Annotated in this window: 11 protein-coding genes, 1 tRNA gene and 1 other RNA gene; 7 read left to right on the top strand and 6 right to left on the bottom strand. The window is 57.9% G+C overall.

The annotated features are described in order from the left end of the window. The first annotated feature begins 19 nt into the window (after positions 1 to 19). The 7 genes from ybgF to DRET_RS05560 all read left to right on the top strand — a co-directional run bounded on the left by ybgF (position 20) and on the right by DRET_RS05560 (position 4,912). Positions 20 to 898, top strand: a complete 879-nt coding sequence (ybgF, locus tag DRET_RS05585) for a tol-pal system protein YbgF (protein WP_015751553.1) — start codon at positions 20 to 22, stop codon at positions 896 to 898. Between the two features lie 163 nt (positions 899 to 1,061). Further along, positions 1,062 to 1,505 carry an NIL domain-containing protein gene (locus DRET_RS05580; protein WP_015751552.1) on the top strand — a complete coding sequence of 148 codons (444 nt, stop codon included), beginning with the start codon at positions 1,062 to 1,064 and terminating at the stop codon, positions 1,503 to 1,505. A gap of 76 nt (positions 1,506 to 1,581) precedes the next feature. Continuing rightward, a complete protein-coding gene (locus DRET_RS05575) occupies positions 1,582 to 2,346 on the top strand; it encodes a sensor histidine kinase (protein WP_015751551.1) in 765 nt (254 codons plus the stop codon). A 124-nt stretch (positions 2,347 to 2,470) separates the two neighbouring features. After that, positions 2,471 to 3,382, top strand: a complete 912-nt coding sequence (locus DRET_RS05570) for a phosphoribosylaminoimidazolesuccinocarboxamide synthase (RefSeq protein ID WP_015751550.1) — start codon at positions 2,471 to 2,473, stop codon at positions 3,380 to 3,382. A 378-nt stretch (positions 3,383 to 3,760) separates the two neighbouring features. Next, positions 3,761 to 3,853, top strand: a tRNA-Ser gene (locus tag DRET_RS05565). A 17-nt stretch (positions 3,854 to 3,870) separates the two neighbouring features. Beyond that, positions 3,871 to 3,970: signal recognition particle sRNA small type (ffs, locus tag DRET_RS13340), an RNA gene on the top strand. Between the two features lie 45 nt (positions 3,971 to 4,015). Then, a complete protein-coding gene (locus DRET_RS05560; RefSeq protein ID WP_015751549.1) occupies positions 4,016 to 4,912 on the top strand; it encodes a Tim44 domain-containing protein in 897 nt (298 codons plus the stop codon). Positions 4,913 to 5,315: 403 nt separating this feature from the next. On the opposite strand, the gene DRET_RS05555 is transcribed toward DRET_RS05560, so the two are convergent. The 6 genes from DRET_RS05555 to pilB form a co-directional block, all read right to left on the bottom strand. Further along, complete coding sequence (locus tag DRET_RS05555; RefSeq protein WP_015751547.1) at positions 5,316 to 6,389, bottom strand: glycosyltransferase family 4 protein; 1,074 nt, start codon at positions 6,387 to 6,389, stop codon at positions 5,316 to 5,318. Next, positions 6,389 to 7,333 (bottom strand): aminotransferase class IV, encoded by a 945-nt coding sequence (locus tag DRET_RS05550; protein ID WP_015751546.1) that lies wholly within the window; start codon positions 7,331 to 7,333, stop codon positions 6,389 to 6,391. The genes DRET_RS05555 and DRET_RS05550 overlap by 1 nt, the downstream gene beginning before the upstream one ends. A gap of 266 nt (positions 7,334 to 7,599) precedes the next feature. Then, positions 7,600 to 8,622 carry an aspartate-semialdehyde dehydrogenase gene (locus DRET_RS05545; RefSeq protein ID WP_015751545.1) on the bottom strand — a complete coding sequence of 341 codons (1,023 nt, stop codon included), beginning with the start codon at positions 8,620 to 8,622 and terminating at the stop codon, positions 7,600 to 7,602. Positions 8,623 to 8,778: 156 nt separating this feature from the next. Continuing rightward, positions 8,779 to 9,660: a methylenetetrahydrofolate reductase [NAD(P)H] gene (gene metF / locus DRET_RS05540; RefSeq protein ID WP_015751544.1), complete on the bottom strand. Its 882-nt coding sequence runs from the start codon at positions 9,658 to 9,660 to the stop codon at positions 8,779 to 8,781. Between the two features lie 253 nt (positions 9,661 to 9,913). Beyond that, entirely contained in the window at positions 9,914 to 11,119 is a 1,206-nt protein-coding gene (locus DRET_RS05535; protein ID WP_015751543.1) for a type II secretion system F family protein, read from the bottom strand. 109 nt (positions 11,120 to 11,228) lie between these two features. Further along, positions 11,229 to 12,944 (bottom strand): type IV-A pilus assembly ATPase PilB, encoded by a 1,716-nt coding sequence (gene pilB / locus DRET_RS05530; protein ID WP_015751542.1) that lies wholly within the window; start codon positions 12,942 to 12,944, stop codon positions 11,229 to 11,231. Positions 12,945 to 12,958 lie beyond the last annotated feature (14 nt).

Raw genomic sequence — 12,958 nt, 5'->3', positions numbered from 1 at the left:
AAGGAGAAACTGAAAGACTATGGCCAGACGATTCCTGTCAATGGTTATCAAAGGGACCTGCATCGCTGCCACCGGCCTGGTCCTGTCCGGGTGCGTCATCAGTCAGCAGGATTTCAGCCGTTTGCAACAGCAGGTGGCCCAGCAAGGACGAATGCAGCGGCAGATGCGTCAGGATGTAAAATCCCTGCGCAGCAGTTTGCAGCAAACACAATCCCAGTTACAGCAAAAGATCGAGGCCACAAGTTCCCCGGTCCGTTCGACCCAGGCCAATCTCACCGCTGATATGCGCTCTTTGCAGGTGGCGGTGGCCGAGGTTCGGGGCCGCGTCGACGCGCTGGAGCGCCGGGTCGACTCCCTGGCTCGCACGCAGGCCAATGCCACGGCCCAACTGACTGACCTGACCTCCAACAACACCGATGTTGCGCTGCCGGAAAACGCCACGCAGCCGAGCCAACTCCAGGCGGGGCCATCCAATGCCACCAACGGCACACCGGCTGAGGCCGAGGCGCCGCAGACATTCGACTCGCCTCAGGCCATGTACGACGAAGCCCTGGCCCAGTTCCGGAAACGCAATTACCAGAATGCCCAGGCCTTATGGGCCCGCTTTATTGATGAAAATCCCAAGAGCGACCTCGTCCCCAACGCCTATTTCTGGCAGGGCGAGAGTTATTACCAGAGCCAGAACTACGCCCGCGCCGTTTTGGCCTACCAGGAAGTGATCGAACGCTTCCAGGAAAGTTCCAAATACCGTCCGGCCCTGCTCAAACAGGGATTGTCGTTTTATAAACTCGGCAAGACCAAGCCCGGACGATTGCTCTTGCAGCGAGTGATCGACTCTGCACCGGATTCACCCGAGGCCGGACGAGCCGAGGCGTTTCTGGAGCAGCGCTCGAATTGATTCATGGAAACGTCCTGAGTTTGTCTGTTTCAACATTGCAGTGAAAGCCTTCTCCCGGCACGGCCCCAGCGCTGTTTTGTATCCAGCCCCGCCTGGTTCTGCTGGCCCCGGGCCGCCCTTGAGAGAGGCACCAGACTGCCAACGCAGCGATACGAGTTTGTTTATGACCGAGACCCAAAACAATGTCCGCCGTTCCATCCTGGCCTTGACCTTTCCGCCCTTGTTCTCGGGGCGGCCGATCATGTGCAATCTGGCCAAACACTATGAACTTGACTTCAACATCCTCAAGGCCAGTATATCGCCGCGCCGCGAAGGCAAGCTCGTCCTCGAGCTTTCCGGCAGTGAAGAAGAATTCCAGAAAGGGCTGAGCTACCTCAAGGAACACGGGATCTCCATCGCCAAGGTATCCCAGCAGATCTCACGCGACGAAGATTCTTGTGTCCATTGTGGTTTGTGCACCGCTTTGTGTCCCACCCAGGCCCTGAGCCTGGACCATGAAACCCGCCATGTCCTGTTCGACGTGGAAAAATGCACGGCCTGCGGGGCCTGTACCCGTGTTTGTCCCGTTCACGCCATGCGCGTGGATGTCGACGATACTCTCTGGTAAATCGCAGCGTGCTTGGTGGAGCCTACGCTGAGCGCTGCGCAGGAGCCCCCTGGACCATTCACGAAAGGACACAACCATGAGCAGACCAGACGACCAATGGGTTATACTCGGACAACAGTATCTCCAGGCGACAGCCGGAAGCTTCCTTTCCGGAGTGACCCACAATCTGAACAACGCAGTGCACATTGTCGACTTGCAATTGGAGCTCTTGCAACGCAAGCTAGCCGGAGCTCTGGACCGCGGGCAGATTGAATCCCGTCTGGAACGCATGGGCCAGGCCTCCAAGTCCATGGGTGAGCAGTTGCAGCATTTGCGGCACCGCTTTTTCTACACTCAGGTGGAATCGACACAGATCGATCTTGGCCAGTATATGGAATGGCTGGACGCCTTCTGGAACAACAACCTTTTCTATAAGCACAACATCTCGATGACGTGGCAAGTCGCCGAAGAGGTTCCCAATCTGGAACTCCGGCCCTTTTTCCTGACGCTCTGCCTGGAAGAGCCCTTGAAAAATGCGGTCCGGGCCTGTCGGGCCGCCAACCTGGAAGGCGAACATACGATTCGTGTCCAGATCACTCCCTGGAACTCAGGCGCCGCAGTGACTCTCGATTCCCGGGAACCGCTTCCTGACACCCTGGATATCTGGGCGGAGGGGACCACATCTTCGCCCGGACGACGAGGCCTGGGGCTGCCATTGGTCCAAGCTCTGGGCCGGATTGCCGGCTGGGAAACAACCCTTTTCCCCAATGAGGACACGGGGGCGCGCTTTGAACTCAAAATCCCGGAAATGATCTCTTCGTTGCCGTCGCTCGAAGTTTTCGAAGCCTTGGCCGACTGGTAGGACTCCGGGCAACCTTGCAACCTGGCCCCAAGACTTCCCCTTGCCGGCGTTCCATGACGCGGCAGGGGCCGAATCGGCAACGCTGAGCCGTTTCACGGCCTGGCCACGCATAAGGATGGATTCCATGCAAACTGTCCAACAAACTGAACTCTCTGGAATCGAACTCGTTTCACGGGGCAAAGTCCGTGACATGTATGCCGTTGACGAGGACAAACTGCTCATCGTGACCACAGACCGCATGTCCGCCTTTGATGTCATCCTGCCTGACCCGATTCCAGGCAAGGGTATTGTCTTGAACCAATTGACGCTGTTTTGGATGGACCGTTTTGCTGACCTGGTCTCCAACCACACCTTGAATGCCGACGCCTCCTCCTACCCGGCGTTCCTCGCTCCGCACGCCGAGCAACTCCGGGGCCGTTCGGTCCTTGCCCGCCGGGCTCAGCCACTCCCGATCGAATGTATCGTCCGTGGCTACCTTTCCGGATCGGGCTGGAAAGATTACCAACGGACCGGGACCGTCTGCGGCCACTCGCTCCCTGAAGGCCTGCGGGAATCCCAACAACTGCCCGAGCCGTTGTTCACCCCGTCGACCAAAGCCGAAATCGGCGATCACGATGAGAACATCACCCTGTCCCAGGCCAGTGACCTCGTCGGCGCTGACCGTATGGCCCAGGTCCAATCCCTGAGTCTGCAGATGTACAGCCGAGCCCGAGACTACGCCCGTCAATGCGGCATTATCATCGCCGACACAAAATTTGAATTCGGCCTTATTGATGACGAACTTGTTTTGATCGATGAGGTCCTGACTCCCGACTCTTCACGTTTCTGGCCTGAAGAGCAGTACACTCTTGGTCAGGGGCAACCGAGTTTCGACAAACAATACCTCCGGGACTGGCTGACAGGCTCCGGCTGGAATAAACAGGCCCCGGGCCCGGCACTTCCACCCGATGTGATTGCCCAAACCCGGGACAAATACCACCAGGCCTATACCTTATTGACCGGTGAGACCCTGGCACTGCCCGATCTTTCGTCTTGAGCCAGCACCGGCCGGCTGGGCAGAGCCTCCGCATTTTCCATTGACCGCCCCGCCGCGGCTCTATAAACACCGCCGCTGTAGCGGTAGAGCGGTCAGCAACTCCACAACGCCCCGCCCTCTGCCCGGAGGATTTCCGGGCCAACCCCAGGCGGGGAAAGGACACACAGCGTATGAGTGATTGGCTGATTCTCCTGCTCATTGCCGTGGGCTGGATCTTTGTCGTCCGGGTCGTTTTTCCGCGACTCGGCATCAAGGGGTGAGGCCCCTCCAGCGAGGGGTGCAGTTGGCGCCCCAAAGACGACAAAAAAAAGAATAAAAACTGACCTATTACCCCTTGCCAAGCGAACCAGGTTCGTATAAAAACGTCGTTTCTTGAGCGGAGAGGTGACCGAGTTGGCCGAAGGTGCGCGATTGGAAATCGCGTGTACCCTTAACCGGGTACCGAGGGTTCGAATCCCTCCCTCTCCGCCATTTTCTATTGATGATGATACAGGGGAGCCGGGCGGCAGGAACGCAGCCAACCCCGTCAGGCCTGAGAAGGAGCAGCGGTACGCTGTTGTTTCTGGGTGCCCGGTTTCCCTTATAAGGGCGTGGGGTTCAATCCCTACGCCCTTATTTTTTTGGGAGATACCTATGCCTTCAATGCGACAAAGCCTGTGTCTTGCAGTGATCCTTGTTTTCGGGATGGGCCTGGTTCTGACGGCCGCCACCCCGGCTGAGGCCAAGCGATTCGGGAGCCGGCGCTCGATTGGGAGCAGTCCCGCTCCGAGCCGAAACTATTCGACCAAGACCTCCACTGCCAAGCAGCGCCATGCGGTTTCCTCAACGCGCCGCTCCGTGCGCCGCCCTGGTGGTCTTTTCGGCTCCCTGGTGGCGGGTACGCTCATCGGATCCCTCTTTATGGGCGGACCGTTCATGGGGCCCTCGCTTCTTGATCTGGTCTTGATCGGCCTGCTGGTCTTTTTCGTGGTCCGATTGTTCAAAGGGCGCGGAACCAGGGGACCTTCATCAAAGTCCCCGCCACGACAGGATCAGCGTTCCGCACCGGACCGCTTCGACACCGCTGCCGCAGGCTGGGAACACCTGCGTTCCAAACCGGCCGGTGGCCCACCACCTCCTGAGCCTACCGATGAAGAAGAATCGATTCCTCAGGATTTTGACACCCAGGAATTTCTCAAAGGGGCCAAGATCGTCTACCAGCGTTTGCAAGAGGCCTGGGACGACCGGGACCTTGAAGACATCCGCGGCTTTACTACCCCTGAGGTCTTTCGGGAAATCCGGCGGCAGGCCAAGGAAGACCCGAATACCAGCCAGACTGAAATCGTGCTTTTGCAGGCCGAGGTTCGCAATGTCCGCCGCGACGGAGCCGTGACCCACGTCAGTGTGGCTTTTGAAGCCCTGCTCCGCGAGTCTCCTCAGGATTCTGAGACCAGACAGGTTCGTGAACTCTGGCATTTCCAGCGCGACGAATCCCGCTCCGATAGCCATTGGCTGCTTGAGGGCCTGGAACAGCTCCCACCCTCCTCCTGACGGCTCAACACCCCAGGACTGGGCCTACGCTTTTTTTCCAGGCCGGGAGCAACATTCCAGAACCGGGCAGACAACTCCTTGTGAATCTGCCCCCGACCCCGGTTCTGGGATGTTGAGCGCGGCCTGGAAGCTGCCTTGAGCGCCTGAGGAGCCGGAGCCGTATGCACCCGCTTCGCCTGAGTCTCTCCTGCGACTTCTCCAGGACTGGGCCCACGCTCTTTTTCCAGGCCGGGAGCAACATTCCAGATACCGGGGACACTTTCACAGCGAAACGCACTCTCAGCAGGCAAAAGACCGTGTCTGCAAAAACACAGGCCCCCTGTGCAAATTTTTCCGCACAGGGGGCCTGTATATATTTGAACTGGAGGCGAGTCCTGGATCCGGCTCCCGGAAACTCCCAAAGTCACCTCTCCAGGAGGCGCTCGTAAACAGAATGGTACTGCGTCGCCATAACCTGTGGTGTATAATGCGTGCTGCTCGTCAATCCCCCAGCCACACATCGGTTGGCACGCTCAGTGTCAGTGGCCAGCGTCGCCAGCACAGAGGCCAGCTGATCAGCACTCCCGGCGGTAAAAAGCACCCCATTGTGGCCATCAGCCACCAATTCGCGCGTGCCCGGCAGATCTGAAGCGACCACCGGTACTCCGCTGATCCATCCTTCCTTGACCACCCCGCTACTGCCCTCGCCGTCCACTGAAGGCACAATGAGCACATCAAGCTCCGGCAAGACCTCCGTGGATTCCCGATAGCCCACAAAATCCACCTGCCCGTCCAGACTCAAATCATGCGCCTGGTGCTGCAGCGTATCCGCCAACGGTCCGCTGCCGATTACCTCCAGCCGCCAGGGAGGCAAACGGTTTTCCTGCCGGGCCAGTGCCAGAGCGTCCAGAAGCACCGAATGTCCTTTCTGCGGCGTCAAAGAACCAATGCAGCCCAACCGCATCGGTGATTGCGGCCACGGCAAGGCCGGATCGCGCCGGCGGTAGCCCTCAGGATTCACAGCGCTGTGAATGACGCTGATCCGTTCTCGCGGCACCCTGCTCTGCGTCAGGACCGTTTTGATCTCCCCGCTGACAGCCACTACATGATCGCCGCAATGGTATTTGCCGCCGAGCAGACCTCGCCGGACCGGATACGAGACTCGCCGGGTGTGCACCAGTCGCCAGTTTCCCGGTACACATCGCCGCAGCATCGCCCCAAGTGCGGCACTACGGGCGTCGTTGGTGTGGACGATATCCACCTTCTTCCGAAGCTGGCGCCGCAGGCAGAGCCAATTGCCAGGATGCCATTCCCGTGTGCCCGGCAAGGTCAGTGTGGATATGCCTGCCGAGTGGCCTCGGGCCAAAAGCGGGCTGTGCCGGGGAGAGGCCAAAGTAACCTGGGCTGCCTCAGCTTGCATGAGCGCCTGGGCCAGAAACAGAACCTGCCGCTGTCCCCCGCGCCACTCACTTCCGAGATCGAGAAGCAAGATATGCATCAATGAATCGGTGTCCCGTTGCGCTCTTGGTCTTCCCGCAACAACTGCCGCAAACGGCGGCTGACCGGTCCGGGCCGGACATCGTGGATCGGCCGGCCGTTAAAACGGACCACACTGATGGCATCCAACGAGGTGCCCAGCAAAATGAGTTCCTTGGCCTGATAGAGTTCATCCTCTTTCACTAAACGGTGTTCAACCGGCAGTTCCGGTCGGATGAGATCCAGGCCGCGCAATAGAGTCGTACCAGGTAAAGCATTGCGCAATTCCGGGACGATCAATTCGCCCGAGGCATTGACCAGGCAGACATTTTCCGTGGCTCCTTCGGCCAAAAACCCTTGTTCGTCGAAACACAGGGGGTAATCGTATCCCTTGAGCACGGCCTCACGCTTCATGAGCACATTGGGGAGATAATCAACGGTCTTGATCCGCGACAGATAGCATTGTTTGGCCGGGAAACTGGTCGTGTACGCGGTCACTCCCTTTTCCCAAAGCTCTTCCGGGCGCTCTGGCATGATCCGGGCCACGCCGTACAGGCTGGGCTGGGGGCATTCCCGGAAATCTGCGGAAAACCCGCCGGGGCCGCGCCCCACGTACACAGCCACGATACCGTTTTCGAGTTCTGAAGCCGCGGCAAGGTCTATGATCAACTCCCGAACGTCCTCTCGCGAACACGGAGGATGGATGGCGATGGTCTTAGCGGAATGGAAGAGGCGCTCGACATGGGCATCAAGTTGGTACAACCGCTTCGCAGTAAATTTCAGGGTTTCGAAGACCCCGTCGCCCCGATGGACCAAGTGGTCATCCATGGGAATAAGCAGATACCGGGGATCCTTCCCGATCACACCGACGCGGTGGTCATAGAAAGCCCGTACCTGATCGATTCCCGGCCGGGGGGCTGCCAAAAGGGCCTCAAGATAGCTCTGGTCTGAGATGGTGCGGGGCACAGTATTTTTCTCCAGGACAACACAGGTTGAAGACGAGAGGAAAGCCAGCCGAGCCGAACTGAGAACCGACGACCGCCTCAGGCCAGGGCCAGAGGCGACTGGATGTTTCCAACACGCTAGCTGACTGTTGAAAATTCCTTATACTGCAGGTCGTTTTAAAAAACCCAAGGGACGGCGACAAAGTTCAAGGTCGTAGCGTACTGAGTCGTACAGACACGTTTGAACGCATTGCAACTGTCTGCCATTGGGAGAGAGTCAACGGCCTGCTAGGACAACAGCAGGTTCTCGCGGATCAGAACCTCGGCAATCTGGACCGTATTCAGTGCCGCGCCCTTGCGGATATTGTCAGCCACGACCCACACGTTCAGCCCGTTGTCGATGGACTCGTCTTCCCGGATCCGGCCAACGAAGGTTTCATCCTCACCAGCCGCATTAATGGGCATGGGATAGATATTCTCCGCCGGATTATCGAGAACTTTGACACCTGGAGCCTGGCTGAGCAACGCACGCGCCTCGCGCGAGGTCAGCTTGAGATCGGTTTCGATGTTGATCGACTCGCTGTGTCCATAAAAAACCGGAACCCGGACCGTGGTTGCCGTAACCCGAATGGAATCGTCGCCCATGATTTTCTTGGTCTCGTCGACCATCTTCATCTCTTCCTTGGTGTATTCGTTGTCCAGGAAGGCGTCGAGATGGGGCAGACAATTAAAGGCGATTCGATGCGGGTAGACCTTGGCTTCGGGCTCCTGCATGTTGAACAATTGCGTGACCTGCTTGCGCAATTCCTCGATGGCCTTGTTTCCCGAACCGGACACGGCCTGGTAGGTGGAGACGACTACCCGTTTTATCCGCGCCGCGTCATGGAGCGGCTTCAAGGCCACCACCATCTGGATGGTCGAACAGTTCGGGTTGGCGATGATCCCTTTATGGGTCTTGAGCGCCTCCGGATTGACCTCCGGGACCACCAGGGGAATCTCCGGATCCATGCGCCAGGCGCTGGAATTATCGACTACCGTACACCCGGCTTTGGCCGCGATGGGGGCGAATTTCTTCGAGGTCTCGCCTCCGGCGGAAAACAGGGCCAGATCGATGTCCGCAAAACTCGCTTCGGTCAACTCTTCGACAATCAACTCCCCGTTTTGAAACGGCAAGCTCGAGCCGGCCGATCGGCTCGACGCCAAAGCCCTGACCTTGGTAGCCGGAAACTCTCGCTCTTCAAGGATCTTCAACATTTCCCGGCCCACGGCACCGGTGGCACCGACAACGGCTACAGTCAGATCGTGTGGCATAGTACGACTCCTTCCAGCAATGGATTGCTCTGAACCACGAGACCGTTCAGACTTCATTTGTGCAAAAAGCATTCGGTCTTCCAGAAAAATGACGGGCCTTGCCTTAAAGCCAGGGCGCAAACCGCCAGCTCCCCCGTTCGGTCTCGCGATTCAGGATTATTCACACAAACAGGCGTTGAGTTCACGATAAATTCGCAAACACGCCTCGGACTTGTTCAAAGTGTACAGGTGGACGCCCGGCGCGCCGCCGGCCAGAAGATCGCGCACCTGTTCAGTGGCATACTTGATTCCCACATCTTTAACCGCCGCTGGACCGCCTTCGGCCTCGGCCTCCTCCAGTTGCTGCAGAAAAGCCGGCGGTAGGGTCGCCCCGCAGAGGGAGGAGATGCGTTTCACGGTATTGAGATGCATGATCGGCAAAATCCCAGGCACAATCGGTTTGGTGATGCCTTTGGCCTGGGCTTGATCGAGCATGCGCCAATACATGGCGTTGTCAAAAAACATCTGCGTAATGGCAAAGTCCCCGCCGGTTTGGAACTTCAACCCCAGATAGTCAAGGTCGGTCTCGAAATCCGGGGCTTCTTGATGGCCCTCGGGATAGCCGGCCACCCCGATGCCGCATTCGGGGTAATGCTCCCGAAGAAACCGGACAAGATCACTGGCATGTTGGAAATCCGCATTATCGGGGACGAAGGTGTCCTGCCCCTGGGGCGGGTCACCGCGCAGGGCGAGGACATTATCGATGTCTGACGCCTGAAGGGAACGCATGAAGTCGTGGAGAGTGGCGGCTGAGGCTCCAACGCAGGTCAAATGCGCCATGGGCTCCAGTCCCATCTGCTTCAATCGGCTGACCAGACGCAAGGTATTGTCCTGCGTGCTTCCACCGGCGCCGTAGGTCACGGAGACAAAAAGCGGATCCATACTCGCCAATTGGTGTACTTCCTCAAAAAAACCGGGCCAGTTCCCCTCGTCCTTGGGGGGGAAAAATTCAAGAGAAATAAATTTCTTGCCCGGTTGCATCAAATCAGCAATGCGCAAATTTTCCTCCTTGGTCTACACCAGATCCGTTATGGAATACCAAACGTTCGTTGTTTTCCCCCAAGACAGGGGCAACGCCCGATCCAGAGAACAACACGGCCACCCTGGTCATGTTTCACCATCCCCGCTCGCGGAAATCAAGCCGCCTGAAACGGACACTCCGGACGTCCCTTGCGGTCCGTCCGGAGGCATCCTGTAGCGCGTACTCTCCGGATCGCGCGAAAAACCGGCCGGAAGCCGGAGCGGTGCTCGGCTATCCGGCCACAGTCCCGGCGATCTTGAAAATGGGCAGGTACATGCTGACCACGAGGCCACCGACAATGACCCCTAAAAAGACAATCAGGATGGGTTCGATTAACGAGGTCAGGGTCGTCACCGCCACATCGACCTCGTCATCATAGAAATCGGCGATTTTGCCGAGCATGGTGTCCAGTGACCCTGTGGTTTCGCCAATGGAGATCATGTGGATGACCATGGGCGGGAAAACCCCGGTGGCATCAAGGGGATCGGCCAGGGTTTGCCCTTCAGCAATGGACGTACGCGCTTCATTCACCCCGGACTCGACAATCTTGTTGCCAGAGGTCCTGGCCACAATGTCCAAGGCTTGCAGGATCGGAACCCCGCTGGAAACCATAGTGCTGAAGGTACGGCTGAAACGGGCCACGGCAAATTTTCGCATCAAGGGACCGAAGACCGGCACCGTGAGGAAGAAGCGGTCCACCATGGTCCGGCCTCGTTCCCAGCGGTAAAAAAACCGGAAGGCGATTAGCGCCGCCACCAACCCCAGGATCAACCAGAGGAGATTGCCCTTGACCCAACGGCTCAATCCGATCACCAGTTTGGTCGGCGTGGGCAGGCCGCTCCCGAAATCATTGAAAAGTTGCTCGAAGGTCGGGATGACAAAGATCAGGATGATGGCGATGACTGCGACGGCCACAAAGGAGACAACTCCTGGATAAATGAGCGCGGCCCTGACCTTCGATTTCAGATTGGCCGCCTTTTCGATATATGTCGCCAAGCGATCCAGGATCACGTCCAAAACGCCGCCGGTTTCCCCGGCATTGACCATGTTTGTGTACAGATCGTCAAAAACATCCGGGTGCTTGCGCAAGGCCTCGTACAAGGAACTCCCGCCCTCGATGTCGTTGCGCACTTCGTAGAGCTTGCGCCGGAGCTTGTCATTTTCCGTCTGCTCGCACATGACCTGCAACGCCTGCAGGATGGGCACTCCGGAATCGATCATGGTCGCGAATTGCCGGGAGAAGATGACCATATCCCGGTCTTTGACCCGGCCTTCCAGAAAGGTCCCTTCAAGCAGATCTTTCGGCTTGGGCTTGACCCGGATGTTGGTCATGCCACGACGCCGCAATGCGGCTTCCGCCATTTCCAGATTGGCCGCGTCCAGATCGCCTTTGACCCGTCGTTTCCCTTTGATCGCCTTGTAGATGAAAATCGGCATATCTGAGGCACCTTTTCCGGGCTGACTGCGAAACACACCCAAAGACACAGCCGGCACGGTTCGTCAGAGAACCTGCCCGCGATCGCCCGACCGACCGCGAAACGCCGGATTACGCCGTTACTTTGAGCACTTCCTGGGCCGAAGTGATTCCCTGGCGGATTTTTTCGATACCGCTTTGACGCATGGTCAACATCCCCTCTTCTATGGCCAGGGCGTGAATATGGGGGACACTGGCGCGCTGCAGGATCAATTCCTGCATAGTTTCAGTAACTTCAAGGACCTCGTACAGACCGATGCGCCCCTTGTACCCGGTATTGTTGCATTTCGGGCATCCACGCGGGGCACAGACCTGGCTGTCGTCCCAGGTGGCGGGATCAATGCCCAGGGCGTCCAGGACCGGTTGCGAAAGCTCGGTGTCCTGTTTGCAAAAGGGGCAGAGTTTGCGCACCAGACGCTGGGCAACAATGGCATTGACCGACGAAGCGATCAGATATTCTTCGACCCCCATGTTCATCAGGCGCGTCAAAGTCCGTGGCGCGTCATTGGTGTGCAGGGTGGAAAGAACAAGGTGGCCGGTCATAGCCGCTTTGACGGCGATTTCGGCGGTTTCCAGATCCCGGATCTCACCCACAAGAATAATGTCCGGATCCTGACGCAAAAAGGAGCGCAAGGCCCCGGCAAATGTCAAGCCGATATCATCGCGGACCTGGACCTGGTTGACCCCTTCCAGACTATACTCCACCGGGTCTTCGGCAGTGGCGATATTCACTTCCTGCTTGTTGAGTTCCATGATCGCCGAATACAAGGTGGTCGTCTTTCCGCTGCCTGTTGGGCCGGTAACCAGTATCATTCCGTACGGTTTGATGATGGCGCGCTGGAGGATCTCCAAGGCGCTGTCTTCCAACCCCAGATCCCGCAGGTCAAGATTGAGCGAACTCTTGTCCAACAGGCGCATGACCACCTTTTCCCCGTACAAAAGAGGCAAGACCGAAACCCGGAATTCGACCTCCAACCCTCCGGGGGTCCGGACCTTGACCCGGCCATCCTGGGGCAGTCGCCGTTCGGCGATATCCATGTGGGACATGATTTTCAAACGGGAGATGATCGCATTGCGCAAGCGCATCGGCGGCCGCATGACCTCCTGCAGGACACCGTCGATACGAAAACGGACTCGGAAAAGTTCTTCATAGGGTTCAATATGGATATCCGACGCCTTCTTGCGGATGGCGTCCATGATGATCAGGTTGACCATCTTGACCACAGGAGCCTGAGAAGCGGCCTCGAGCACCGAAGGTTCTTCCGAAGCGGATTCCTCGCTCTTGCGCGAAATTTCAACATCGGACTCGGCAATGTCGGCCAGGGCCTCGTCCAAATCGCCAAAATTCCCGCCAGACTCTTCGCCTTTAAGATAGTTCTCCAGACTGACAGCGATGCTCGTGGGCGTGGCGATGTGCACGGCGAGTTCCATGCCGGTCACAAAACGGATGTCGTCAAGGGCGAGGAGATTTTCCGGGTCGGCGGTGGCGATGAACAGGGTGTTGTTGTGGCGGAAGAACGGGACCGCCTCGTACTTGCGGCACAACTCTGAAGGCACAAGTTCAAAGATATCCTGAGCGATATCAAAAAGTTCCGGCGCAGCGCACGGCATGGACAGACGTTGGGAAAGAAATTCCAGATAGTCCTGGTCCCTGAGGATATCTTTATCGAACGCCGCCGCAAGAAAGCTGGTCCGCTTCTGACGCTGGAGTTCTTCTATGTCCCTGATTTCTTCTGCAGTGAATTGGGCCCATTGTTTCAGGGCCTCGGTGGTCGTCTGCTTGGCCATGCGAGCCTCGTTGG

Origin of the sequence: Desulfohalobium retbaense DSM 5692, assembly GCF_000024325.1 — a bacterium.
GTDB lineage: Bacteria > Desulfobacterota > Desulfovibrionia > Desulfovibrionales > Desulfohalobiaceae > Desulfohalobium > Desulfohalobium retbaense.
Note: the sequence above shows the minus strand (reverse complement) of the source record. Positions and strands in the feature narration are given on the sequence as shown.